General features: G+C 67.2%; 23 protein-coding genes. 9 read left to right on the forward strand and 14 right to left on the reverse strand.

Going from position 1 to position 23,297, the window contains the following annotated elements; translation table 11 throughout:
• Positions 1-140: 140 nt before the first annotated feature.
• Entirely contained in the window at positions 141-2,474 is a 2,334-nt protein-coding gene (locus BN60_RS12460) for a xanthine dehydrogenase family protein molybdopterin-binding subunit (RefSeq protein WP_020696388.1), read from the reverse strand.
• 199 nt (positions 2,475-2,673) lie between these two features.
• On the opposite strand from BN60_RS12460, the gene BN60_RS12465 reads away from it, so the two are divergent.
• The 3 genes from BN60_RS12465 to BN60_RS12475 all read left to right on the forward strand — a co-directional run bounded on the left by BN60_RS12465 (position 2,674) and on the right by BN60_RS12475 (position 6,533).
• A complete protein-coding gene (locus BN60_RS12465; RefSeq protein WP_020696389.1) occupies positions 2,674-3,726 on the forward strand; it encodes an alcohol dehydrogenase in 1,053 nt (350 codons plus the stop codon).
• 130 nt (positions 3,727-3,856) lie between these two features.
• Positions 3,857-4,843: a class I SAM-dependent methyltransferase gene (locus BN60_RS12470; RefSeq protein WP_020696390.1), complete on the forward strand. Its 987-nt coding sequence runs from the start codon at positions 3,857-3,859 to the stop codon at positions 4,841-4,843.
• 130 nt (positions 4,844-4,973) lie between these two features.
• Positions 4,974-6,533, forward strand: coding sequence for a PIN domain-containing protein (locus tag BN60_RS12475; protein ID WP_148283390.1), 1,560 nt, complete (start codon positions 4,974-4,976; stop codon positions 6,531-6,533).
• Here the strand turns inward: BN60_RS12475 and BN60_RS12480 are convergent.
• The 3 genes from BN60_RS12480 to BN60_RS12490 form a co-directional block, all read right to left on the reverse strand.
• Positions 6,530-7,144: a class I SAM-dependent methyltransferase gene (locus BN60_RS12480; protein ID WP_020696392.1), complete on the reverse strand. Its 615-nt coding sequence runs from the start codon at positions 7,142-7,144 to the stop codon at positions 6,530-6,532. The genes BN60_RS12475 and BN60_RS12480 overlap by 4 nt on opposite strands.
• Positions 7,145-7,224: 80 nt before the next feature.
• Entirely contained in the window at positions 7,225-7,962 is a 738-nt protein-coding gene (locus tag BN60_RS12485) for a TlyA family RNA methyltransferase (RefSeq protein WP_043283875.1), read from the reverse strand.
• Positions 7,963-8,025: 63 nt separating this feature from the next.
• The gene (locus tag BN60_RS12490) at positions 8,026-8,316 is read right to left on the reverse strand and encodes a hypothetical protein (protein WP_020696394.1); all 291 of its coding nucleotides are present in this window, start codon (positions 8,314-8,316) and stop codon (positions 8,026-8,028) included.
• Between the two features lie 111 nt (positions 8,317-8,427).
• On the opposite strand from BN60_RS12490, the gene BN60_RS12495 reads away from it, so the two are divergent.
• From BN60_RS12495 to BN60_RS12505, 3 genes are all read left to right on the forward strand, one after another.
• Entirely contained in the window at positions 8,428-9,171 is a 744-nt protein-coding gene (locus BN60_RS12495) for an SDR family NAD(P)-dependent oxidoreductase (RefSeq protein WP_020696395.1), read from the forward strand.
• 68 nt (positions 9,172-9,239) lie between these two features.
• Positions 9,240-9,902, forward strand: coding sequence for a peroxiredoxin (locus tag BN60_RS12500; RefSeq protein ID WP_020696396.1), 663 nt, complete (start codon positions 9,240-9,242; stop codon positions 9,900-9,902).
• An 88-nt stretch (positions 9,903-9,990) separates the two neighbouring features.
• Positions 9,991-11,400, forward strand: a complete 1,410-nt coding sequence (locus BN60_RS12505) for an amidase family protein (protein WP_020696397.1) — start codon at positions 9,991-9,993, stop codon at positions 11,398-11,400.
• Between the two features lie 258 nt (positions 11,401-11,658).
• On the opposite strand, the gene dxs is transcribed toward BN60_RS12505, so the two are convergent.
• The 3 genes from dxs to BN60_RS31305 are packed head-to-tail and all read right to left on the reverse strand — an operon-like array spanning position 11,659 to position 14,815.
• Positions 11,659-13,587, reverse strand: a complete 1,929-nt coding sequence (dxs, locus tag BN60_RS12510; protein ID WP_215905903.1) for a 1-deoxy-D-xylulose-5-phosphate synthase — start codon at positions 13,585-13,587, stop codon at positions 11,659-11,661.
• Between the two features lie 42 nt (positions 13,588-13,629).
• Positions 13,630-14,550: a polyprenyl synthetase family protein gene (locus BN60_RS12515; protein WP_020696399.1), complete on the reverse strand. Its 921-nt coding sequence runs from the start codon at positions 14,548-14,550 to the stop codon at positions 13,630-13,632.
• A gap of 10 nt (positions 14,551-14,560) precedes the next feature.
• Complete coding sequence (locus tag BN60_RS31305) at positions 14,561-14,815, reverse strand: exodeoxyribonuclease VII small subunit (protein ID WP_020696400.1); 255 nt, start codon at positions 14,813-14,815, stop codon at positions 14,561-14,563.
• A gap of 312 nt (positions 14,816-15,127) precedes the next feature.
• Between BN60_RS31305 and BN60_RS12525 the strand changes: the two genes are divergently transcribed.
• Both BN60_RS12525 and BN60_RS12530 read left to right on the forward strand, forming a co-directional pair.
• On the forward strand, positions 15,128-16,072 hold the full coding sequence (locus BN60_RS12525) for an IclR family transcriptional regulator (RefSeq protein ID WP_020696401.1): 945 nt from the start codon (positions 15,128-15,130) through the stop codon (positions 16,070-16,072).
• A 36-nt stretch (positions 16,073-16,108) separates the two neighbouring features.
• Positions 16,109-16,585: a PaaI family thioesterase gene (locus BN60_RS12530; protein WP_020696402.1), complete on the forward strand. Its 477-nt coding sequence runs from the start codon at positions 16,109-16,111 to the stop codon at positions 16,583-16,585.
• 107 nt (positions 16,586-16,692) lie between these two features.
• On the opposite strand, the gene BN60_RS12535 is transcribed toward BN60_RS12530, so the two are convergent.
• Together BN60_RS12535 and BN60_RS12540 are read right to left on the reverse strand one after the other, a co-directional pair.
• Entirely contained in the window at positions 16,693-17,406 is a 714-nt protein-coding gene (locus BN60_RS12535) for a dihydrofolate reductase family protein (protein ID WP_020696403.1), read from the reverse strand.
• 70 nt (positions 17,407-17,476) lie between these two features.
• Positions 17,477-17,752 carry a hypothetical protein gene (locus BN60_RS12540; RefSeq protein WP_020696404.1) on the reverse strand — a complete coding sequence of 92 codons (276 nt, stop codon included), beginning with the start codon at positions 17,750-17,752 and terminating at the stop codon, positions 17,477-17,479.
• Positions 17,753-17,826: 74 nt separating this feature from the next.
• Between BN60_RS12540 and BN60_RS30830 the strand changes: the two genes are divergently transcribed.
• The gene (locus tag BN60_RS30830; RefSeq protein ID WP_020696405.1) at positions 17,827-18,000 is read left to right on the forward strand and encodes a hypothetical protein; all 174 of its coding nucleotides are present in this window, start codon (positions 17,827-17,829) and stop codon (positions 17,998-18,000) included.
• Positions 18,001-18,003: 3 nt separating this feature from the next.
• Here the strand turns inward: BN60_RS30830 and BN60_RS12545 are convergent, their stop codons facing one another.
• From BN60_RS12545 to BN60_RS12565, 5 genes are all read right to left on the reverse strand, one after another.
• Positions 18,004-18,579: a 2'-5' RNA ligase family protein gene (locus tag BN60_RS12545; protein ID WP_020696406.1), complete on the reverse strand. Its 576-nt coding sequence runs from the start codon at positions 18,577-18,579 to the stop codon at positions 18,004-18,006.
• Positions 18,580-18,655: 76 nt separating this feature from the next.
• Positions 18,656-19,201, reverse strand: a complete 546-nt coding sequence (locus BN60_RS12550) for a 2'-5' RNA ligase family protein (protein ID WP_020696407.1) — start codon at positions 19,199-19,201, stop codon at positions 18,656-18,658.
• A 139-nt stretch (positions 19,202-19,340) separates the two neighbouring features.
• Complete coding sequence (locus BN60_RS28835) at positions 19,341-19,793, reverse strand: GyrI-like domain-containing protein (RefSeq protein ID WP_020696408.1); 453 nt, start codon at positions 19,791-19,793, stop codon at positions 19,341-19,343.
• A 272-nt stretch (positions 19,794-20,065) separates the two neighbouring features.
• Positions 20,066-20,860: a 2-keto-4-pentenoate hydratase gene (locus BN60_RS28840; protein WP_020696409.1), complete on the reverse strand. Its 795-nt coding sequence runs from the start codon at positions 20,858-20,860 to the stop codon at positions 20,066-20,068.
• A gap of 166 nt (positions 20,861-21,026) precedes the next feature.
• Complete coding sequence (locus tag BN60_RS12565) at positions 21,027-23,276, reverse strand: 3-hydroxyacyl-CoA dehydrogenase NAD-binding domain-containing protein (RefSeq protein WP_020696410.1); 2,250 nt, start codon at positions 23,274-23,276, stop codon at positions 21,027-21,029.
• Between the last annotated feature and the right edge of the window lie 21 nt (positions 23,277-23,297).

A 23,297-nucleotide genomic window follows, 5' to 3' on the forward strand; every position in this document is an offset into this window, starting at 1 on the left:
TATCCCCTGTGTGCCTTGGTAGTCTCAGCGTCAACGGGGGAGGTGCCTCGTCTTGCGAGGCGGAGGGGGCATGACCCCTCCGGCCCTACGGGCCACCTCCCCATTTGAATGGGGAGGCGAAGAGAAGCGTCCTCCGACGTTCATTTCCCCGCCGCCTGGATCGCGCGCCAGACGTTTTGGGCGCTGGCGGGCATGGCGACGTCCCTGACGCCGAGCGGCGCCAGCGCATCGAGCACGGCATTCATCACCGCCGGCATGGCGCCGACGGTGCCCGCCTCGCCTGCTCCTTTTGCACCGAGGGGATTGTACTTCGTAGGCACCGGGTTGGACTTGATCTCCATGCTGCACATCGTGTCGGCGCGCGGCATCGTGTAATCGAGGAAGCTTGCGGTCAGGAGCTGGCCGCTCTCGCGGTCCCACACGACCTGCTCGCCCAGGATCTGGCCGACGCCCTGCGCCACACCGCCGTGGATCTGGCCCTTGAGCCCGATCGGGTTCATCACCGTGCCCACGTCGTCGACCACGGCATAGCGGTCGAGTTTGACCTCGCCGGTCTCGGGATCGATCTCGACCTCGCAGATGTGACAGCCGTTGGGATAGGTGTCCTTCTCGCCGAGGAAGGTCGCATTCTCGTAGAGCCCGCCCTCGAAGCCGCTCTTGGGCCACTTGGTCGGATTGAACGCCGCCATCGCGACCTGCTTCAGCGGCACCGACTTGTCGGTGCCCTTGACGGTGAAGGTGCCGTCGGCGAACTCGATGTCCTGCTCGCCCGCCTCCAGCAGATGGCCCGCGAGCTTCTTTCCCTTCTCGATCACCTTGCCGGCAGCGAGGAACAGCGCCGAGCCGCCCAGCACCGTCGAGCGTGAGCCGTTGGTGCCCATGCCGAAGGCCACGCGGTCGGTGTCGCCGTCGATGAACTGCACGTCGGCGGGGTCGATGCCCAGCCGCTCGTTCAGGATCTGCTTGAACATCGTCTCGTGGCCCTGGCCCTGGTTCTTGGTGCCCATGAGCAGCGCTGCCGTGCCGCTGGGATTGAAGCGGATCTCGGCATATTCGGGCTGCGCCGTGCCGGCCGCCTGTTCGATGGCGTTGACGATGCCGAGCCCGCGCAGCTTGCCGCGCTTCTTCGACTCCTCGGCGCGCGCGCCATAGCCCTCCACGTCGGCGAGCTTCAGCGCCATGTCCATGTTCTTCTCGAACTCGCCGCAGTCGTAGAACGGCCCGACCGGGCTCTGATAGGGCAGCGCCTTCTCCGGCAGCATGTTCCTGCGCCGCAGCTCCACCCGGTCGACGCCCAGCTCGCGCGCCGCATCGTCGATCAGCCGTTCGATCAGATAGATCGCCTCCGGCCGCCCCGCGCCGCGATAGGGCGCCGTCGGATTGGTGTTGGAGAGCACGCCGATCACGTTGATATAGGCCGTGGGGATCATGTAGACGCCCAGCACCGTGCCGATCATGCCGAAAGGCGACAGCAGGTTGCGGTCCGACCCGACATAGGCGCCGATGTTGGCCAGCATGTTGAGGCGAAGCGCCACGAACCTGTTGTCCTTGTCCAACGCGAGCTCGATCTCGCCGATATTGTCGCGGCCGTGCTCGTCGGCCATCACCGCCTCGGAGCGCTCGCAGGTCCACTTTACCGGACGCAGCAGCTTGCGCGCCGCCCAGAGCGTCAAGCGGTGCTCGACATACTGCCAGCCCTTGGTGCCGAAGCCGCCGCCCACATCCTGGGCGATCACGCGCATCTTGCTCTCGGGCACCTTGAACACGCTCTGCGCCAGCATGTTGCGCACGCGATGGGGGTACTGCACGTCGGCATAGAGGATCATGCGATCCTCGCCCTGGTCGTAGGTGCCGAGCGTGCCGCGCGGCTCCATGTACTGCGCATGCACGCGCGTGATCGCGTAGCGCCGCTTGATCACCTTGGCCGCGCCCTTGATCGCCTCGTCGGTCGCCGCCTTGTTGCCGCGCTCGATGAAGTTGGAAATGTTGTCGGGGCAGTCGTCCCACACCGCAGGCGCGCCGGGCTTCACCGTATCCTCGGTCGAGGTCACCGAGGGGATCGCCTCGTAGTCGATCTCGACCAGTTCGGCGGCATCCTTGGCTTCGGCCAGCGTGGCGGCCACTACCATCGCCACCGGATCGCCGACATAGCGCACGCGGTCCGTGACCAGCGCCGGCCGCTGCGGCGCGAACATCGGCTTACCGTCGGGCCGCTTGCGCGGCATGTTGGCCTTGGGCATGCCGAGCCCGTCGGCCACCACGTCGTGGCCGGTGTAGACTGCCAGCACGCCTGGTGCGGCGGCCGCGGCGGCGGTGTCGATGCGGTTGATCCGGGCATGGGCATGCGGGGAGCGGACGAACACGGCATGGGCCTGGCCGGGCAGGTTCACGTCGTTGATGTAGCGGCCCTGCCCGCGCAACAGGCGCGGGTCCTCGAAACGCAACACCGGCTGGCCGATACCGTACTTGCTCATGAGCTTCTCACTCCCCGAAACGTCTTTGTCCCGACTGTAGGATGGGCTCGCGACGCGGGCGAGAAGAAGACCGCGGATGAAAGCGGCGCTCTTCGGCCGGGCGGCATCCCCTCCGGGCAATTCTTGTTGCCGCAGCCGTAGCACAAACGGGCGCTACATGCTCTATGCTGGCGCCGGAAGAAGTCACGGGAGTTGCGCCATGAAGAGCTACAAGGTCGTCGAATTCGGCAAGCCGCTGCAGAAGGTCGAGGAGACGAACCCCACTCCGCAGGGCACGGAAGTGCTGGTGCGCGTCACCGCCGCCGGCGTCTGCCACAGCGACGTCCATCTGTGGGAAGGCTTCTTCGACATGGGCGGCGGCAACAAGGTGTCGACGCAGAAGACCATGAACCCGCCGCGCACCATGGGCCACGAGATCGTGGGCGACGTGGTCGCCGTCGGCCCCGACGCGAAAGGCGCCAAGGTCGGCGACAAGGCGGTGGTCTATCCCTGGATCGGCTGCGGCAAGTGCTGGTACTGCACCAGCGGCATCGAACATCTCTGCCCGACCCCGCGTGCACTCGGTGTGAACAACGACGGCGGCTATGCCGACCATGTCCTCGTGCCGCATGCGAAATATCTCTACCCCTACGGCGACCTGCCGGTGGAACTGGCCTGCCTCTATGCCTGCTCGGGCATCACGGCGTTCAGCGCGGTCAAGAAGGCGCAGGGCGAGGATGGCGGCAAGCCGATCCTGGTGATCGGTGCGGGCGGCGTCGGCCTGATGGGCGTGCGCTTCGCCAAGTCGGTGCTGGGCCGCGAGCCGATCGTGGCCGACATCGACGAGAACAAGCGCAAGCTCGCGCTGGAGAACGGCGCGGTCGCGGCCTTCGATCCGCGCGACAAGGATGCACGCAAGCAGATCCTCGAACTGACCGGCGGCACCGGCGTCGGTGCGGCCATCGACTTCGTGGGCGCGGAAAGCTCGGCGCAGTTCGGCCTGAAGGCGCTGGGTCGCGGCGGCCGGCTGATCATCGTCGGCCTGTTCGGCGGCACCTTCTCGATCCCGCTGCCGATGTTCGCCTTCACCGGCTGCCAGATCGTGGGTTCCGTCACCGGCAGCCCGGCCGAGATGAAGGAGATGATGGACCTCGTCACCGGCGGCAAGGTGACGCCCGTGCCGGTCATCAAGCGCAAGCTCGACGAAGCCGACGCCACGCTGCAGGAACTGCGCAAGGGCCTCATCATGGGCCGCGCGGTGCTGGTGCCTTAGGACACCTCTGTCGTCCTGAGCATTAGCGAAGGACCTCATCGCCGCCCGCCATTGGTGAGGCAATCGGCATGAGATCCTTCGCTGCGCTCAGGATGACGAGTCATTCATCCGGATCGCGGAGACTTTCCTTATGAGCCAGGCCGGGCGGGCGCTCGCCTATGCCTTCGAGATCGGCGCACTCTCGCCGCCGGAAGGACGGACGTTCCTGATGCGCGCCGAGCCGGGCGCGCTGGGCGATGTCGATGCCGAGCAGTCGCTGCGGCCGGAGTTCCTGCGCCTGAAGCGCGCGCACTGGAAGGTCGTGCCGCGTCTCCCCTCCCTTCCCGACGGCTACGGACAGGGCCTCGTGCTCCTGACCAAGCACAAGGAAGAGAACTTCGCCAACATCGCGCGCGCCTGGGATCTCCTTGTGCCCGGCGGCGTGCTGGCCTGTGCCGGTGCGAACGAAGATGGTGCCGCCAGCCTGGAGAAGAACGTCGGCAAGGCGTTCGACGGTGCCGGCAGCCTGTTCAAGTTCCACAGCCGCGTCTTCTGGTTCCCCAAGGGCGAACGCGCCCCGCCCGACTACTGGCGCCGGCTCGCCACCCTGCAGCCGGTCGGCGACGGGTCATGGAAGAGTCAGCCCGGCCTCTTCTCCTGGGACCGCATTGACGACGGCTCCGCCCTGCTCGTCCGCCATCTGCCCACCGATCTCGCGGGCACCGTCGCCGACTTCGGCTGCGGCTGGGGTTTCCTCGCGCGCCACGTACTGGCCCACTGCCCCGGCGTTACAGGCATCGACTGCATCGACGCCGAACATCGCGCGCTGGAAGCCGCCGAGGCGAACGTCGTCGACGCGCGGGCGAAGTTCCACTGGCTCGACCTGGTGACCGAAGCCGCGCCCGCGACCTACGACGCCATCGTCTGCAACCCGCCCTTCCACAGCGGCCGCGCGGCCACGCCCTCGCTCGGCCAGCAGATCATCGAGGCCGCGTCGCGCGCGCTGAAGCCCGGCGGCCGGCTCTTCATGGTGGCCAACCGCGGCCTGCCCTACGAGCCCACGCTGAAGGCCGGTTTCACCAGCTTCGAGACGCTGGCCGACAACAACAAATTTCGGATCACGAAAGCCGTCCGCTGACGTCGAGGGGCAGGCAGCCCCTCCTCGTTTGATCGTTGAACCGGCCTGCGATCTGGAACACGCTGCCGCCGGAACAGGTCCCTATTCGGTCTGATCGAGTACCCACGCTTTCATCTGCGAGGTGTCGAACGTGACCATTCTTCTCGACAAGAACGTCATCACCGAGATTGCACGCGGCAACGCCGCCGTCTCCGAAGCCTTGAAGCGCATGCTGGCATCGGGCGAGCAGGTCTACATGTCGCGCGCCGCTTACAACGAATTGGTGCGCGATTCGCCGGTGCACCTGCGCATGGGCTACGAGAAGCTGCTGCAGGACCTGAAGATCGCGATGGCTCCCGCCTCCGCCATGCCGGGCAGCCTCAAGGATCGCGGCGATTTCTATGCCGACAACATCACCTACGATCCCAAGCCGGGAGAGCTCGGCAGGGTCAAGGAATATGGCGGCGGGAAATCCAAGGAGACGCCGGGCGACGCGTTCGTGGCGGCCGAGGCGAAGGCCTTGAAGGCGCGCCTCTGGACCCTCGACGGGCCGTTCGGCAAACGCGCCGAGAATCTCGGGGTCACGCTTGCCACCGAGAGCAAGACGCTTAAGGCAACGAGCGGCACGGAAGACATCGCACAGGCGCGGCGACTCATGGGCCTGAAGCCTTTCAGCTTCATGCAGAACAACCCGCCCAAGCCGACGCCCGGCAAGGGCGGCGCGCCCGGTTCGGGCGGCGGCGGCAGCGGCGGCGGATCGAAGACGGGAACGGCGACGACAACGGCCGACGTCGGAAAGCCCATCGAGCCTGTGGTGGAACACGGCCCGAACATGCGCGGCGACGCCAAGTTCCAGGGCGCAACGCTTGCCTTCCAGGGCGCCAACTTCATTCTCCAGAAGATCAACGGCTCCATTCAGGCCAAGCGCTTCGAGGACGAATGGAAGTCGCGCTGGCTGCCCGAAGTCACGCGGCGGCTCGCGGCCGATCCCCAGCTCGGTGCCCTGGTTCTGATTTCCTACGCGAAGGCCAAAGGCGACGCCGAGAGCGCCATCGACACGGTGACGGTCTTCCAGAGCATCCAGGTCGGCTATGGCATCAACGTCGACGAGGCGCTGCGCGATGCGCAGTCGCAGGTCCGCATGGCGCCCGGCCGGTCCGATGTCGGCGACAGGATCTGGCTGAAGCCCAAGGCGCCGATGGATATCAAGCGGCTGCGGCTCCCGTTCGGCACGACCATCGCCGGACTGGCCACCTTCGTTCCCGGCAAGGAGAAGCTGGTGCGCATCCGCTTCAGCGGCAGGCTGGGCTTCGACGACAAGATGTTCAGCAAGGAAGTGTTGAGCGTTCCCGCCGGCATGAAGCCGCGCTTCTACTATCTCTGGCCGCCGGAGAAGGTGAGCTACTTCCAGTTCGGGTCGTGGCAGACAAAGGACGTGGACTGGGAAATCTCGAACGAGGCGGAGATCGGCTACGGAGATGTCGATCCCTTCCAGCAGGGCGTCCCCGTCGTGAAGCTCGACTCGTGGATCAATCCGTACAACTCCACCGCCGCGATGGTCTGGCCTGCCGACAACAGCACGGCCAACCTGTTCCAGACCGCCGACGCGACGCAGGACAGTATCGGCCTGCTCGCCGGCCAGGGCATCGGGCCGATGCGCTGGGTCCGGCCGGAGTTCATCCGCATCCTCAAGGCACCCTACGATTCCTAGAGGCGGCGCAGCACCGAATAGGAGAAGTGCTGATCCGATCCGCCGGGCGTCTTGTGGGTTTCCCGCGCCTCGTCGATCAACCGGAACGAACGCCCCAGCCGCGCCGCCAGGGTCTGCGGGCTGTATCGCTGAACCGGCAGGCCGCTGCACTTCTCCGGTCCGTCGAGGGCGAAGGTCGCCATGATCGCCGTCGCGCCGGGCTCGGTGGCCGCTTCGAGCGCGGCGATATAGGCGTCCTGTCGTGGCGTGTCGGTCAGGAAGTGGAAGACCGCGCGATCGTGCCAGACCCGATAATGCCGCGGCGGCTTCCACTGCGTGATGTCGGCCACGATCCACGACACCTTGCTTGCAGCCGCACCGAGCCGCGCCTTCGATTTCGCGAGCGCGGCCTCCGCCACGTCGAGAACGGTGATATCGCCGTAGCCCTCGGCCAGCAGATCGTCGACCAGGGTCGAGGCGCCGCCGCCGATATCGATCACGGGAACCGTGCGGTCCGCTGCCGCCGCCGCGATCATCTGCAACGATTGCACCGCGTGGCGCTGATACCAGCTCACCGCCGTCTCGGCCTTGGCGGTATACACATCTTCCCAATGGCTGCGCGAGCTGCCCATGGGTGCCTCCTGTTCTCGGCGACACGCGCCAGAAGCTGAAGGCTCTCCTGTAGCCCGTTTTCAGAGAGGCCGCGAGCGGCTCATCGACGCTGCGCGCCGATCAGAAATTCCTTGTTGCCTTCGGCGCCTTCGATGGGGCTGTCGGTGGTGCCGAGCACGGTCCAGCCGGGCTGCTCGGCAAGCCAGGTCGAGATCGTCGCGCGCACTTCGTCGTGCAGCGCGGGATCGCGCACGATGCCGCCCTTGCCCACGCGGCCCTTGCCGACCTCGAACTGCGGCTTGATCAGGGCGGCGAGATGCGCGCCCGGTGCGGCGAGCGCCAGCGCCGCCGGCAAGGCGGTGCGCAGGCCGATGAACGAGGCATCGCAGACGATCAGTTCGACGGGATCGGGAATCTCCGCGCGCGTGACCTCGCGGATGTTGGTCTTCTCCATCGAGACGACGCGCGGATCGGTGCGCAGCTTCCAGGCGAGCTGGTTGGTGCCGACATCGACGGCATAGACCTTGGCCGCGCCCCGCTGCAGCAGGCAGTCGGTGAAGCCGCCGGTCGAGGAGCCGACATCGAGCGCGATGCGGCCTTCGACGGGAATGGAGAAGAAGTCGAGCGCGCGTTCGAGCTTCAGCCCGCCGCGCGAGACATAGGGATGCGGCTGGCCGCGCACCTCCAGCGGCGTCTCGCCTGCCACCGCCTGCCCCGCCTTGTCGAGCCGGCGCTCGCCGGAGAAGACGAGCCCGGCCATGACGAGGCGCTGCGCCGCGGCACGCGTTTCGGCGAGCCCGCGCTCCACCAGCGCCACGTCCAATCGTGTCTTGGCCACTCGATGCCTACGCTTCTCCGCGCTTCACATGAACGCGCGCCATGAAGGCTGGCACGAAGGCGATCAGCACCGTGCGGTTCGCTGACGGTAGCCGTCGTAATACTGGCTGCCGCAGGGGACGCGCTGCTGAACGACGTCGTCGCGATAGCCGTTCTGGCCGCGGTTCGTCACGGTCACCGTCGTGTAGCCGTCGTTCCGATAATACTGATTGTTATAGTAGGTCGGTTGCGGCTGATAGTAGGTCGGCTGTGCCGGCGGGTAGTAGCGCGGCGGCGGATTGCCGTCGTCCACGCAGGCCACCCCGGTCACGCCGACAGCTCCGACGAGCACCAGCCTCAGAAAGCCCCTCAACATCCTCATTCTCCCAACCAAAGATGCTCGAACGCCCTGCTACTATAAAGTGAACCGATGTCGGCCAACATTCCCAAAATGACCGATGCGGGACACAGGCAGGGAACATTCAGCATGAGCACCGAACTTCTGGGGGGCGAACGCGCCCTGGTCACCGGCTGCGCCGGCGGGATCGGCCGCGGCATCGCACGGGCCCTCAAGGCCGAGGGCGCGACCGTCCTCGGCAGCGACATCGCGCCGCCACCGGCCGAGGACGGTATCGACTTCCTGGCCGGCGATCTTTCCCGACGTGATGGCTGGAGGACCCTGCTCGACGGCGCGATCGAGAAGCTGGGCTCGATCTCGCTGCTGGTCCATGCCGCCAGTCCGCGCCGCCGGGAAGTCGACACGCCGCTGTCGGTCAGCGAGGAGACGTGGGACGCCATGCTCGACATCAACCTGCGCTCGGGCTTCTTTCTGGCGCGCGAGGCCGGCCGCCACATGCGCGACGCCGGGATCAAGGGCCGGATTCTCCTGATCACGTCGCAGCATCGCCTCATGCCGCGCAACCTGCCGCATTACAGCGCCGCCAAGGCCGGCATGACCATGGCGATGAAGGAGCTGGCGCGCGTGCTGGCGCCCGACGGCATCAGAGTGAATGCACTGGCGCCCGGCGCCATCCCCGGCGGCGGCTTCGTCGCCGACGATCTCGGCGGCCTGGTCGCGCAAATCCCACTTGGCCGCGCCGGCACGCCGGACGACATTGCGCAGGTCGCCGTCGCGATACTGTCGGAAAGATTTGGCCGTTATGTCGTGGGTACGACAGTAGAAGTCGATGGCGGATTGGGCCTGCTGAGCTGGATTCCTTCCAAGGCTTGACCCTATTCCCCGGGCAGAGTTGAGTGAGTGTCCGCAACGTCGATTTCCGAACGACAGGAGATTTCACCATGACGCTTCGCATCAATTCCACCGCGCCCGATTTCAAGGCCGAGACGACGCAGGGCCCGATCGAGTTCCACAAGTGGATCGGCGACAGCTGGGCGATCCTGTTCTCTCATCCCAAGGACTTCACGCCGGTCTGCACCACCGAGCTGGGCTACATGGCCGGCCTCAAGCCGCAGTTCGACAAGCTCAACACCAAGATCCTGGGCCTCTCGGTCGATCCCGTGACCAACCACGCCAAATGGGCGAAGGACATCGAGGAGACGCAGGGCCACGCCGTCACCTTCCCGATGATCGGCGATCCCGAACTGAAGGTCGCGACCGCCTACGACATGCTCCCCGAGGGCGCGGGCACGACGTCGGAAGGCCGCACCGCCGCCGACAATGCCACCGTGCGCTCGGTGTTCATCATCGGCCCGGACAAGAAGATCAAGGCGATGCTCACCTATCCGATGAGCTCCGGCCGCAACTTCGACGAAGTGCTGCGCCTGCTCGAGAGCTGCCAGCTCACCGCCAGGCACCAGGTCGCCACGCCGGTGAACTGGAAGAAGGGCGAAGACGTGATCATCGTCCCGGCCGTCTCCGACGAACAGGCCAAGGCCAAGTTCCCGGGCGGCTGGAAGGCGCCGAAGCCCTACCTGCGCATCGTCCCGCAGCCGAAGGACTAAGTTAAAGCATATCGCCTCACCCGGAGGAGCACGCCGGAACGCGGCTCCTCGGGGTGAGGCTTTGTTTTGGGCGGGGGAAGAAAAGACGATGACCGACGAACTGTGGCGCTGGTCGGCGGTCGACCTGGCGCGGGGGATTCGCAGCGGCACGATTTCGAGCGAGGAAGCAACACGCTCGACGCTCGACCGCATCGCCGCCGTCAATCCGGCGCTCAACGCCATCGTCGAGGTCGCGGCCGACGAAGCGCTGGCAGCGGCCCGCACCGCCGACGCGCAGCGCCGCAGCGGCCATGCGCTGGGCCCGCTGCATGGCGTGCCCGTCACCGTCAAGGTGAACGTCGACCAGAAGGGCCACGCCACGACCAACGGCGTCGAGGCCTTCCGCGACGTCATCGCCACCGAGGACAGCCCGCCCGTCGCCAACCTGCGCCGCGCCGGTGCCATCATCGTAGGCCGCACCAACACGCCCGCCTTCTCGCACCGCTGGTTCACCGACAACGCGCTGCACGGCGCGACGCGCAATCCGTGGAACCCGGCGCTGACGCCGGGCGGTTCGAGCGGCGGCGCGGCCTCGGCCGTCGCGTCCGGCATGGGCGCCATCGGCCACGGCAACGATTTCGGCGGCTCGATCCGCTATCCCGCCTATGCCTGCGGCGTCGCGGGGCTGCGGCCCACGCCCGGCCGCGTGCCGGCCTACAATCCCTCGGGCAAGACCGAGCGCCCGATCACGGCGCAGATGATGTCGGTGCAGGGACCGCTTGCCCGCACCGTCGCCGACCTGCGCCTCGGCCTGCTCGCCATGGCCGCGCCCGATCCGCGCGATCCCAACTGGATGCCGGTGCCGCTGCAGGGCCCCGCGCCGCCGCGGCCCGTTCAAGTGGCGCTGGTGCCCGATCCGTTCGGCGACACCGCGCCCGAAGTGAGCGACGCGATCCGCGCCGCCGGCCGCGCTCTGGCCGATGCGGGCTACGCCGTCGTCGAGACGCCGCCGCCGCGGCTGGGCGATGCGGCCGACCTCTGGCACCGCCTCGTCGTCGGCGAGGAGCGCCGCGGCATGGCCGACCTGGTCCGGCAGTTCGGCGACGAGGCCGCCAAGCGCAACATGGACGGCCACCTGCGCTATGCGCCGGAGATCGACGCCGGCGGCGTCCTCGACGGCTTCGGCACGCGCCTCGCCCTGATGCGCGAGTGGTCGCTGTTCCTCGACCGCTTCCCCATCGTGGTGACGCCGGTGTCGCATGTGCTGCCGTTCCGCGACGGGCTGGACCTCGAAGAGGACGAAGCGATCATCGCGGCGATGATGGATGCACAGCGCTCGCTGCTGGCGATGCCCGTGCTCGGCCTGCCCTGCGCCTCGGTGCCGACGGGCATCGCCGCGAACAACACGCCGGTCGGCGTCCAGGTCGTCGCCGGCCGCTTCCGCGAAGACCTCTGCCTCGGCGCCGCCGAAATCATCGAAGCCCACGCCCCGAAGCTGACGCCCATCGACCCGCGTTAGAGCACCCTGTCGTCCTGAGCGCAGCGAAGGACCTCATCGCCGCCTGCAATCGGTGAAGCAACCGGCATGAGATCCTTCGCTTCGCTCAGGATGACAAAGAGAGAATGCGCCCGTTTACCGGGGTACCGAAGCTGACGGCGAACGATTCGCTTTGGGCATTCTGTCGTCCTGAGCGCAGCGAAGGACCTCATCGCCGCCTGCAATCGGTGAAGCAACCGGCATGAGATCCTTCGCTGCGCTCAGGATGACTGGAGCCGCCTAACCCCTCGCCCGTTCGGCCGACTGGCCCAAGGCGGCGAGCGCAGTGGCGACGATCTGCGGGGCGTTGAGGCCGGCCCATTCGTATTGCTTCGCGGGCGAAGCGTGGTCGATGAAGCGGTCGGGCAGGATCATGGGGCGGACCTTCAGGCCCTGATCGAGCAGGCCCGCGGTCGCGAGGTATTGCAACACGAAGCTCGAGAAGCCGCCGACCGAACCTTCCTCGATGGTGATCAGCACTTCGTGCTCGCGCGCGAGGCGGCGGATCAGGTCGGTGTCGAGCGGCTTGGCGAAGCGCGCATCGGCCACGGTGGTGCTCAGGCCCTTGGCGGCGAGATCCTCGGCCGCCACCAGGCACTCCTGCAGGCGCGCGCCGAAGTTCAGGATCGCGATCTTGGTGCCCTCGCGCAGCACGCGGCCCTTGCCGATCTCCAGCGGCGTGCCCCGGGCCGGCAGTTCGACGCCCACGCCCTCGCCGCGCGGATAGCGGAAGGCCGAGGGCCGGTCGTCGATCTGGGCGGCCGTCGCCACCATATGCATCAGCTCCAGCTCGTCGGCTGCCGCCATGATGACGAAGTCCGGCAGGCAGCCGAGATAGGCGACGTCGAAGGCGCCGGCATGGGTGGCGCCGTCGGCTCCCACGAGGCCCGCGCGGTCGATGGCGAAGCGCACCGGCAGCTTCTGCAGCGCCACGTCGTGGACCACCTGGTCGTAGCCGCGCTGCAGGAAGGTCGAGTAGATCGCCGCGAACGGCTTGAAGCCCTCGGTCGCGAGCCCGGCGGCGAAGGTAACGCCGTGCTGCTCGGCGATGGCCACGTCGAAGCTGCGCTCGGGGAAGCGCTCGGCGAACTTGTCGAGGCCGGTGCCCGAGGGCATCGCGGCGGTGATGGCGACAATCTTCTTGTCGGCCTCGGCTTCGGCGATCAGCGCCTTGGCGAACACGGCCGTGTATTGCGGCGCGTTGGCCACCGGCTTGGACTGCTTGCCGGTCACGACGTCGAACTTCACGACGCCATGATACTTGTCCTCGCTCGCCTCGGCCGGCGGATAGCCCTTGCCCTTTTTGGTGACGACATGGACCAGGATCGGCTTGTCGAGCTTGGCGTCGCGGGCGTTCTTCAGAACCGGCAGCAGATGGTCGAGATTGTGACCGTCGACCGGGCCGACATAGTAGAAGCCCAGCTCGTCGAACAGCGTACCGCCGGCCACGAAGCCGCGCGCGAACTCCTCGGCGCGCTTGGCCGCCAGCTCCAGCGGCTTGGGCAGGGTCTCGGCGATGCCGCGGCCGAGATTGCGCAGCGTCACGTAAGGCCGGCCCGAGAGCAGGCGCGAGAGATGGCCCGACAGTGCCCCGACCGGCGGCGCGATCGACATGTCGTTGTCGTTCAGCACCACGATCAGCCGGCTGCGCAGCGCGCCGGCATTGTTCATCGCCTCGTAGGCCATGCCGGCACTCATCGCGCCGTCGCCGATCACGGCGACCACGTTGTTGTTGCCGCCCGCGAGATCGCGTGCGACGGCCATGCCGAGGCCGGCCGAGATCGAGGTCGAGGAGTGCGCCGCGCCGAACGGGTCGTATTCGCTCTCGCTGCGCCGCGTGAACCCGGAGAGGCCGCCTTCCTGGCGCAAGGTGCGGATGCGGCTGCGGCGGCCGGTGACGATCTTGTGCGGATAGGCCTGGTGGCCGACGTCCCAGATCACGCGGTCGCGCGGCGTGTCGAACACGTAATGCAGCGCCACGGTCAGCTCGACGACGCCCAGCCCTGCGCCGAGATGGCCGCCGGTGACGGAGACGGCCGAGATCGTCTCCTGGCGAAGCTCGTCGGCGAGCTGGCGCAACTGGTCGGCGCGCAGTCGGCGAATGTCGGCAGGAACGTCTACGGTGTCGAGAAGCGGCGTCGTGCTTTTCGGCATGCTCGGGCCAGTCATGGCGTTACTATACTCCCGCGCGGCGGCTCCCGCGCCCCTATCTCAAGTACGGCGCGCCACCACGAAATTTGCCGCCTGTTTTAGCAAGTCCGCGGAACCGCCGAACGGTTCGAGATGCGCGGCCGCCTGTCGCGCCAGGAGCCCGGCCTGCGCCCGCGCCCGCTCCACGCCCAGGATCGACACGAAGGTCGCCTTGCCCGCGGCGGCATCCTTGCCCGGCGTCTTGCCGATTTCGGCCGCATCGCCCTCGACATCGAGCAGGTCGTCGACGATCTGGAACGCAAGGCCAAGGTCGTGCGCATAGGCCGAGAGTGCCGCCCTCAAATGATCACTGGCCTTGCCCAGGATGGCGCCCGCGCCGCACGAAAAGGAGATTAGCGCGCCCGTCTTCAGGCGCTGCAGGCGCGTGATGGCGCCGATCGACATCGGCTCGCCGCCGGCTTCCGCACGCTGCTCGGCCATGAGGTCGAGCATCTGCCCGCCCACCATGCCGTGCGCCCCCGAGGCCCGCGCCAGTTCCGCCACGAGGGCGACGCGGACTGCCGGATCGCCATGCGTGTCCTCGTGCGCCAGCACCTCGAAGGCCAGCGCCTGCAGCGCATCGCCCGCCAGGATCGCCGTCGCCTCGTCGAACTGCCGGTGGCAGGAGGGCTTGCCGCGGCGCAGGTCGTCGTCGTCCATCGCCGGCAGGTCGTCGTGGATCAGCGAATAGGCATGGACGAACTCGATGGCGCTGGCGGTGCGCAGTGCCGGCAGCTTGCCGACCTTGAACAGGGTCGCCGAGGCCAGCACGAAGAAGGCGCGCAGGCGCTTGCCGCCGCCCAGGCTGGAATAGCGCATCGCCTCGAAGACGCGCGCCTCGCCCTCGTCTCCCGACGGCAGAAGGCGCGCCATGGTGCGCTCGACGGACTCGGCCGCGAACGACAGCGCGGCATCGAACTGGCGGTACGACGACAGGGGCATGGAGAGACGCTCAGCCGAGATCGGCCGGCTGCGTGGCGACCGACCCGTCGGCGGAGAAGACGATCTTCTCGACCTTCATCTTGGCCTCGGCCAGCCGCTGTTCGCAGTGCCGCTTCAGCAGCGCGCCCCGTTCGTAGGCCGAAATCGCCTCGTCGAGCTTCACCTGGCCGCGCTCGAGCTGCTGGACGATACCTTCCAGTTCCTTCAGCGCATCCTCGAAAGAGAGCGCGGCAATATCCTTGGGCAGCGCGGGTTCTTTAGCCAATTTCGCCTCTCGTTTTTTGGGCTCGGAGCGTGAGCGCGGGGGACGGCCGGATCGTAGTCGCCCGCCCCAAAAGGTGCCAGCGCTGTACCGAAAGGTGCGCGCAGCGTCACGATTTTTTGCGAAAAATGACCGATTCCGTGCGCTTTTTCGACCTTTCACAACTTTGGATATGCAAAGCCCCTCTTTGGGACATGGCCGGTCTGCACGTTCGCACGCCAAAATCGTCGTCTCACGATTGCGACATTGGCACCGCAATGGCACGTTCCGCCCCGCAAAGAAATAAACGGCCATTTACCTAGAGGAGTAAAACGCATGGGCAATGTCAGCCATCTCGTCACTCGAACTGCAGCCTTCGAGAGTTCCGTCGAGAACGGTCTAGCCGAAGGGGTCAGCTCCAAGGACCGCCAGTTCGTCACGGCGCTTGCCCGCGGCCTCGACATTCTCCGCGCCTTCCATGCCGGCGAAGGCATGCTGGGCAATCAGGAGATCGCCCACCGCACCGGCCTGCCGAAGCCGACCGTCGCCCGCCTGACCCACACGCTGACCGAGCTGGGCTACCTCAACTACATCCGCCGGTTCCGTAAGTACGAGCTGGGCGCCTCCGTCCTGGCGCTGGGCTACGCCGCGATTTCGAGCATGGATGTCCGCCGCGCCTCGCGCGCGCCGCTCGAGCAGCTTGCGCATGCGCTCAACGCCTCGACCGCGCTGGGCGGCCGCGACCGTCACTCGATGATCTATCTCGAAGCTTGCCGCGGCCCGTCCGTGGTGGCGATCACCCACGATGTCGGCACCCGCGTGCCGATGGCGAGCACGGCGATGGGCCGCGCCTATCTCTTCACGCTGCCCGACGTCGACCGCAACAAGCAGCTCGACGCCATCCGCCGCCGCTGGCGCGACGACTGGACCAAGGTGAAGACCGGTCTGGAGCGTTCGTTCAAGGAGCTGGCGGATCGCGGCTTCTGCGTGACCTGGGGCGAGTGGCTGCCCGAGCTGTGTGGCGTCGGCGCCCCGCTGCGCAATGCCGACGGCACCGCGGCCTATGCCGTCAACGCCTCGGCGCCGATCTACCAGATCAGCCGCGACCGTCTCGAAGCCGACTGGGGCCCGCGCCTCGTCAAGGTCGCGCGCGACATCCGCACCGGCATGGCCGCGCAGCCGTCGATGGTCTCGCCGCAGGGTCCGGCCATTCGTCCGGCGCTGAGCAACGGCAATGGCCATCACTTGCGGCCGCCGATGTCGGCGATGGCGCGCCGCTAAGGCGCGCCCTCTCCTTCCAGACGCGATCTTCTACAGATGGCAATTCAACGACCGGCCGGTGCACGGCCGGTCGCTCCTTATGAGTTCCGCGGCTTCAATGGCCTGATCGGCCATGAAGTCGTGGCGTGGTGCGCCGGCTTCGTCGAGATGCGCCTCAAGGTGCGGCCGGAACTGTGCAACGCCAACGGCCTGCTGCATGGCGGCGTGCTGATGACCTTGCTGGATTCGGCGAGCGGCTTCGCCTGCACCTTCAACGAGACCGCGACCGCGCGCCGCCTCTCGGTGACGCTGGCCTTCACGACGCAGTTCATCAAGGCGGCCCGCGAGGGCGACGTGCTCACCATCCTGGGCGCGTGGCGTCCCTCGACCAGCCAGAGCACCTTCGCCGCCGAGACCGAGATCTACGACCAGAGCGGCGACCTGATCGCCACCGGCGCCGGCACCTTCCGCTACCTCAAAGGCGAACGCAGCGACGGCACGCTGGCCTTCCTCGACCAGAAGGCGGCGGAGTAGCCGCGGAGAATCTGTCATCCTGAGCGCAGCGAAGGATCTCATGCCGATTGCCTCACCGATTGCAGGCGGCGATGAGGTCCTTCGCTACGCTCAGGACGACAAGCTAGTCAGGACGACAGCCTGTAGCGCAGCCACATCGCGCCGCCGTCCAGCACTTCGTGGCTCACGAGCGTCATGCTTTCGATCGGCGCGGGCCCCAGATCGACATCGCCGGAGTTGAAGACGACGGGCCCGCCCGTGCTGCCGTCGATCACCGGGCAGATCACGAGGCTCAATTCGTCGATCAGGCCGGCACGCAGCAGCGCCCCGTTCGCGCCGCCGCCGCCCTCCAGCATGATCCGCTCGATACCCAGTTCGCGCTTCAGCGTTTCGAGCGCAGCCGCAAGATCGATCTCCGTCTTGCCGGCGAAGATGTAGGACACGCCGTCGGCGCGCAGGCCCGCGAGATGCCGGTCGGGCACCGCTTCGGTCAGGATCACGAGGATGGGGTCGCCGCCGATATCCTTGCGCGCCCATACCGCCTTGCCCTTGCCGTCGAGGAAGATGCCCCAGGCCTTGACCTCTTTGGGGTTGCCCGGCGCAAACCAGTTCTCGCGCGGAAACACCTGGTCGGTCGGCGGATAGTGCGGCGCCGTGCCCTTGGCGAATTCCTGCGCCGTGACCCTGCCGCACAGCCACGAGCCGCCGCCCATCTGGTCGTGCAGGCGCTCGAACAGGTTGGGCACGACATTGGCCTTGGGCCGCCAGCGGCTTCCCCAGATGCGCCCGTCGACGCTGCAGACCATGTGGCAGAGAACATAGGGCGTCCGACGCGTCGTCACCGGCACTCTCCTGCGGCGTTACTTCCTCACGACGACCGCCTGCCCCCAATGTCGGGAGCTACGTCGGGACCTAGGCCTGGCGCAGCCCCGCGCGCAGCTGGTCCACATTCGTCTGCGCCGCCACGATGCGGCTCATCAAGCTGACCCGCCGAAAGACCAGGTGGGGGTTCTTCGGCTCCGCATTCACCTTCGACGAGAGATCGTTGAGGTCGTTGCGCAGGTCGTTGAGAGCCTTTTCAAGCTCCGCGAGCTTCCTGTCGTCTCTGATCATGGGGCGGAACGATAACATGACGGCCGCTGGGCGGGAGATGCCTTTGGCCGGCGCGAAGCGATTGATACAAAACAAAGCCGCCGCTGCCCTCCTCCCCTTTCAAAACGACGGGGGAGGCAAAAACAATCTGCGCGCGGTATCCTGCCGGCATGCAGACCGCTTCCTTTGTTTCCTGCCAGAAGTGCGGCGAGAAGTTCGGCGTGACCACCTCGGCCGGGCAGCCTGTCGAGAAGCTGCCCGATCCGTTCGAGGCGACGTGCCTGTTCTGCGGCCATCGCGGCCGTTACGAGAAGGCGTCGGTCGACACCGTTCCCGTGCGCTGACGGCTACGCCGCGGCGGTGAGGGCGGCGTTGCCACCGGCACCGCCGAGCGACCATCTGCGTCGCTGATTGTGGATCGTCCTGCCCCGCAGGCTTTCGATCAGCACGAACTCGTCGACGCGCCACGACACCGGCGGCACCGGCTGGTCGACCAGGATGTTCTCGCGATAGCGCAGCGTGACGTGCGGATCGAACCGCCATCCCCTGACGGCGCGCATGCCGACGTGGCGCAGCGCGGCGCAGAGTTTCTGCTGGAACGCGAACAGCGCATCGCACGGCCGGTCGGCCGTCAGCGCGATCTGCGTGCCGCGCCGGTTGATCGCGCGGTCGAACGACACCTCGAAGGGCGCCCCGTCGACCGAGCCCGCGGCCGCGCAGGCGTCGGCGACCGCGCCCGGCGGCGCATCGGCGAGCGAGCCGAGAGGAAACAACGTGACGTGCAGGCGGCGGGTGATGGGGGCAGGCTGTGCGTCGAACAGCCAATCCTCGCACAGGCGGTCGAACAGTGTGACGGTACGCTGCTGGGCCTCTGCAGACAGGCAGAAGCCAAAGAACCATAGGGGCATGTGCGCATTACGCATACGCTCTCTCCTTGTTCCGGAAAGACGGACAATATTTTCGGCGGGAAGTTTTTGCGGGGGTCGATACCCGCTTACGTCAGGCGAGCGGGAGATGCCCCAGGTGACGGTGCGTCGTGCGGCCGAGCAAGCTGTGCACGAGCACGAACTTGCGCGCCGTCCACACGATCGGCTCGATGGGCTGCAGCGGCACGTGCATGGGATCGCGCAGCAAGGTCATGTGCGGCGTGAAGCCCGAGACGCCGACCGGACGGCGAAGGCCGGGAATCGTCAGCACCGCCCGCAGGCGCGCGTGCAGCATCTCGAGGCCGGCAATGCCCTCCTCGCCGCCCAGCACGAACGCACCGTTGCGGAAGCTCATCGCGTGATCGAAGGCGATGCGGAACGACGGCATCTCGACATAGGCAGCGCGGCGTATGAGCTTGGCGATCAACTCGTTCGCCGGCGGCCAGAAGGCATCGCCGACATGCCAGAGGGTGATGTGCAGATGCTGCGGCAGGATCGGCTTGCCGCCGAGTCCGTGCTCCTGGCGCAGCGTCTCGCCCAGGGTCGCGATGCGCACCGCCGTCGCGGGATCGGGCAGGACCGCAAAGAACAGGCGATCGGTCGGCCGTGCAGCAGTCATCTGATCCCCCTACTTTGGCTTGATCCGCGGCGTCTCAGAGAGTGTCTGCGAGCGACGGTTCGTTCATGTTATGTTCTCGTCCGGGATCAAAGCAAGAGGAATCAAAACGCTTCCTGCACGACGCCATATCTAGGGGTCGTCACGCCAACTTTGCGTAAAGGTAGGTCTCCTGCTGCGCGGGATCGGCCGCCGGCGCGCCATAGATCTCCCAGTTGAGGCCGGCGAGCGTCAGCTTCTCCGCGGCGCACCACTCGAAGAGCTTCTGCCAGGCGCCGCCCAGCCCCTCGAAGCCGCCCTTCAACACGAAGTGCGCGGCGCGGCCGGCCGGCAGCTCCGACGCCACGACGTCGCCGTGCGCGGCAAAGTCCTTCGCCACGATCGTGCCCGGCTCCATCGGGAGCACGCCGTCGACCGGCGGCCGCCAGCGCGTGCAGGTGAGCCCGAGCGGACCGACATCGAGCTTGGGCAACGCCTCGTTGATCTTGGCCCGCGCCGACTGGTGCGCCTGCATCAGCTCGGTCATCGGCGCGTCGACCTTCACCACGGCCGTGATCTGCCGCTCGACCGTCACGATGCTGCATCCAGCCGTCATCAGATCCCCCGATACGTAACCAGTCGGTTAACTATCAGGCCACACGCCGCCCCTGTCAACCGCGTGCGGAGGATGACGCGTTCGGCGGCCGGACCTCTATCCAGCAACGGAGGTGTATTCCGATGGCCTTCCTATCTTGTCGTCTTGAGCGCAGCGAAAGACCTCATCGCCGCCTGCCTTAGGTGAGGCAACCGGCTTGAGATCCTTCGCTACGCTCCAGCGCGGAGATTACTCCGCGCGCGATGACAGAGTGCGTGGGGCGCCCCGGCGAATTACTTGACGGTGATCTCGGCGCTGCCGAGGCCCTTGAACTCCGACCTGGCCTTGCCGGGGCCCGGCAGGAACTGCGGCGGGTGGACCGAGCCGGTGAGGACCGTTTCGCCCGCCTTCAGCATCTTGCCGTTGGCGATCAGGCGGTTGGCGAGCCAGGCGAGCGAGATCAGCGCGCCGCCCATCACGTTGGCGCCGGGGCCGGCTCCGAGTTCCTTGCCTTCGTGTTCGGAGCGACCCTGCACGGTGGCGAAGTCGAGCCCCTGCCAGTCCTTGATCTCGGTGCCGACGATGCAGGCGGCCTGCAGCACGTCGTCGGCGATGCGGCCCGGACCGCCCAGCTTGGCGACGTCGCCGTAGCGGTTCTCGACCACTTCCATGCCGCAATAGAGGTTGGCGACGTGCGCCTTGATCGTCTCGGCGGTGTAGGGCGCGCTGCCCGCGGGCGCATCCTTGCCGATGCGCGCCACCATCTCGCATTCGATGCCGGCCTTCAGCGGCCAGCCCTTCTCGAACACTTCGCCGCTCGGGCGGATGCCGGCTTCGTAGATGCCGGCGAAGGCCGGGCCGGAGAGCTTCAGCGGCTCGTACTGCGCGGGCACGGCGAAGGCGACCTTCCAGCCGGCGCGCTTGCCCCAGCCGATCGCTTCCAGCCGGTCCTGCACGGCGAACTGCACCTTGTAGGCATCCTGCTCTGAGAGATTGGCGGTCGCGTCGGCGAGCCAATCCATCGTCGACTTGGAGCGCCGGCCTTCGGCAATACGGTCGGCGAGTGCGGCGATTTCCTTGGCGTCCACGGCGTCGTCTCCTCTATCGGCTTTATCGGACTTCGCGCCCTTGTACTTCGCCGGGGAGGAAGATCAAAGCGATTGCCGTTCGCGGGGCGAACGGGGCCGCTTCGCCAGGGCAACAAAAAGGGCGCGCGCGACCCTCGCCGCGCGCGCCCTCCCCGTACTCGTCCGACTACGCGGCTTTCGCAGCGTGGTAGTTGGCGTAGAAGCTCTGGCCCTTGGCGGCCATGTCGCGCAGCAGCTTCGGCACCTCGAACTGCGGGCCGTACTTCTTGGCGAGCGCGTCGCACTCGGCCACGAAGGTCTTGATGCCCACCTGGTCGATCAGGCTGATCGCGCCGCCGGTCTGCGGGGCGAAGCCCAGGCCCATGATCGAGCCGACATCGCCGTCCTGCGGGTTGGTCAGCACGTTCGATTCGAGGCAGCGCGCGGTGTCGACCGCCTGCACGTAGAGCAGGCGCTTCTTGATCTCGTCCTCCTTGGCGCGCTTCTCCTCGCCCTCGCCGTAGAGGAGCTTGGGATCGGCCGGGAAGTGCTTCGCCAGCTCCGGCCACAGGCGCTTCTTGCCGTCGGCCGGATAGTCGTAGAAGCCCTTGCCGTTCTTGCGGCCGAAGCGCTCCAGCTTCTTCACCATCAGCTCGAGGATGTCCTCGGTGCCGCTGCCCTCGTACTTCTGGCCGGCCGCCTCGGCATCGCGCCGCGTCTGGTCCATGATCTTCCACGACAGATCGATGGCCACCTCGTCGTTCAGCGACAGCGGGCCCACCGGCATGCCGGCATAGCGCGCGCAGTTCTCGATCATCGCCGCCGGCACGCCTTCCTTCAGCAGGCGATGGCCTTCGCTGATGAAGGCGCCGCAGACGCGGGACGTGAAGAAGCCGCGGCTGTCGTTCACGACGATCGGCGTCTTGCGGATCTTCTGCACGAAGTCCATCGACCGCGCCAAGGTCTCGGGCGAGGTCTTCTTGCCGACGATGATCTCGACCAGCGGCATCTTCTCGACCGGCGAGAAGAAGTGCAGGCCGATGAAGTGATCCGGCCGCGACGAGGCTTCGGCGAGGCCGGTGATCGGAAGCGTCGAGGTGTTCGAGGCGAACACCGCGGTCGCCGGCAGTGAAGCTTCCGCCTTCTTGGTCGCCTCGGCCTTGACCTCGCGGTTCTCGAACACCGCTTCGACCACGAGCTGGCAGTCCTTCAGCGCGCCGAAGTCCGGCGTCGCCGTGACCTTGGCGAGCAGTGCGTCGCGCTTGGCCTGATCGAGGCGGCCGCGCTTCACCAGCTTGTCGAGTTCGCCGGCGATATGCGCCTTGCCCTTGTCGGCGGAGGCCTGGTCGCGGTCGATCAACACGATGTCGAGGCCGGCCTGCACCGAGACGGTGGCGATGCCCGCGCCCATCAGGCCCGCGCCCAGCACGCCGATCTTGGTGTATTCCTGCTTCGGCACGCCCTTCGGCCGGCGCACCAGCTTGTTGGCTTCCTGCAGTCCGAAGAACAGCGTGCGGATCATGCTCTTGGCGACGGGGTCGCGCAGCAGCGAGACGAAGTAGCGCGTCTCGACCTTGAGCGCCGCGTCGATGGGAAGCTGGAGGCCTTCATAGACGCAGCTCAGGATCGCCTTGGGCGCCGGATAGACGCCGTTGGTCTTGCCGCGCACCATCGCGGCGCCGCCGATGAAGGTCTGGACGCCCGGCGGGCTCCACACCTGGCCACCAGGGAAGCCCGGCGTCTTGAAGCCCTTGCGATCCCACGGCTGCACGGCGCGGCCGTCGATGGGCTTGGCGCCCTTGCCGGCATATTCCGGCACGACCTGCTCGGTCGCCGGTGCCGTCAGCCACGCCTTGGCGCGGGCCAGCAGCTCGCCCGGCGGCACGACCTCGTTGACGAGGCCCAGCCCCTTGGCGGCATCGACGGTCAGCTCCTTGCCTTCGAGCAGGATGGGGGCGGCGTTCATCACGCCGATCAGACGCGGGATACGCTGCGTGCCGCCGCCGCCCGGCAGCAGGCCGATCTTCACCTCGGGCTGGCCGAGCTTGGTCTTCGGGTTGGCCGCGGCGATGCGATAGTGCGTGGCGAGGCAGATCTCGAAGCCGCCGCCCAGCGCCGTGCCGTTGATCGCCGCGACGATGGGCTTGCCGCCGGTCTCCTGGCGGCGAAACATCTTCTGGAGCTGGCTGAACTGCTCCATCAGCTTCGACGCGTCCGACGTGTCGAGGGCGAGGATCATTTCGAGATCGGCGCCGGCGATGAAGCTGTCCTTGCCCGAGGTCAGGATGATGCCCTTGACCTTGTCGTCCTTCAGGGCGGTTTCGAGCGCGCCGGCATAGGCCGTCATCGAGCCTTCGTTCAGCACGTTCATGGCGCGGCCGGGCATGTCCCACGTGATCGTGGCGATGCCGTCGCTGTCGACTTTGTAGTTGATCATGGTCGCTGTTCCCTGAAGTCG

This window comes from Reyranella massiliensis 521 (assembly GCF_000312425.1).
Classification (GTDB): Bacteria; Pseudomonadota; Alphaproteobacteria; order Reyranellales; family Reyranellaceae; genus Reyranella; species Reyranella massiliensis.

Bases quoted from the DNA above. Each gene is read 5' to 3' on its own strand.
- BN60_RS12490 (WP_020696394.1), bottom strand. From the start codon at position 8,316: ATGTTGAGGGGCTTTCTGAGGCTGGTGCTCGTCGGAGCTGTCGGCGTG.
- BN60_RS12505 (WP_020696397.1), top strand. From the start codon at position 9,991: ATGACCGACGAACTGTGGCGCTGGTCGGCGGTCGACCTGGCGCGGGGG.
- BN60_RS12465 (WP_020696389.1), top strand. From the start codon at position 2,674: ATGAAGAGCTACAAGGTCGTCGAATTCGGCAAGCCGCTGCAGAAGGTC.
- BN60_RS12565 (WP_020696410.1), bottom strand. From the start codon at position 23,276: ATGATCAACTACAAAGTCGACAGCGACGGCATCGCCACGATCACGTGG.
- dxs (WP_215905903.1), bottom strand. From the start codon at position 13,587: ATGACTGGCCCGAGCATGCCGAAAAGCACGACGCCGCTTCTCGACACC.
- BN60_RS12530 (WP_020696402.1), top strand. From the start codon at position 16,109: ATGGCAATTCAACGACCGGCCGGTGCACGGCCGGTCGCTCCTTATGAG.
- BN60_RS12550 (WP_020696407.1), bottom strand. From the start codon at position 19,201: ATGACTGCTGCACGGCCGACCGATCGCCTGTTCTTTGCGGTCCTGCCC.
- BN60_RS12495 (WP_020696395.1), top strand. From the start codon at position 8,428: ATGAGCACCGAACTTCTGGGGGGCGAACGCGCCCTGGTCACCGGCTGC.
- BN60_RS12545 (WP_020696406.1), bottom strand. From the start codon at position 18,579: ATGCGTAATGCGCACATGCCCCTATGGTTCTTTGGCTTCTGCCTGTCT.
- BN60_RS12515 (WP_020696399.1), bottom strand. From the start codon at position 14,550: ATGCCCCTGTCGTCGTACCGCCAGTTCGATGCCGCGCTGTCGTTCGCG.
- BN60_RS28835 (WP_020696408.1), bottom strand. From the start codon at position 19,793: ATGACGGCTGGATGCAGCATCGTGACGGTCGAGCGGCAGATCACGGCC.
- BN60_RS12480 (WP_020696392.1), bottom strand. From the start codon at position 7,144: ATGGGCAGCTCGCGCAGCCATTGGGAAGATGTGTATACCGCCAAGGCC.
- BN60_RS12470 (WP_020696390.1), top strand. From the start codon at position 3,857: ATGAGCCAGGCCGGGCGGGCGCTCGCCTATGCCTTCGAGATCGGCGCA.
- BN60_RS12525 (WP_020696401.1), top strand. From the start codon at position 15,128: ATGGGCAATGTCAGCCATCTCGTCACTCGAACTGCAGCCTTCGAGAGT.
- BN60_RS12460 (WP_020696388.1), bottom strand. From the start codon at position 2,474: ATGAGCAAGTACGGTATCGGCCAGCCGGTGTTGCGTTTCGAGGACCCG.
- BN60_RS30830 (WP_020696405.1), top strand. From the start codon at position 17,827: ATGCAGACCGCTTCCTTTGTTTCCTGCCAGAAGTGCGGCGAGAAGTTC.
- BN60_RS12500 (WP_020696396.1), top strand. From the start codon at position 9,240: ATGACGCTTCGCATCAATTCCACCGCGCCCGATTTCAAGGCCGAGACG.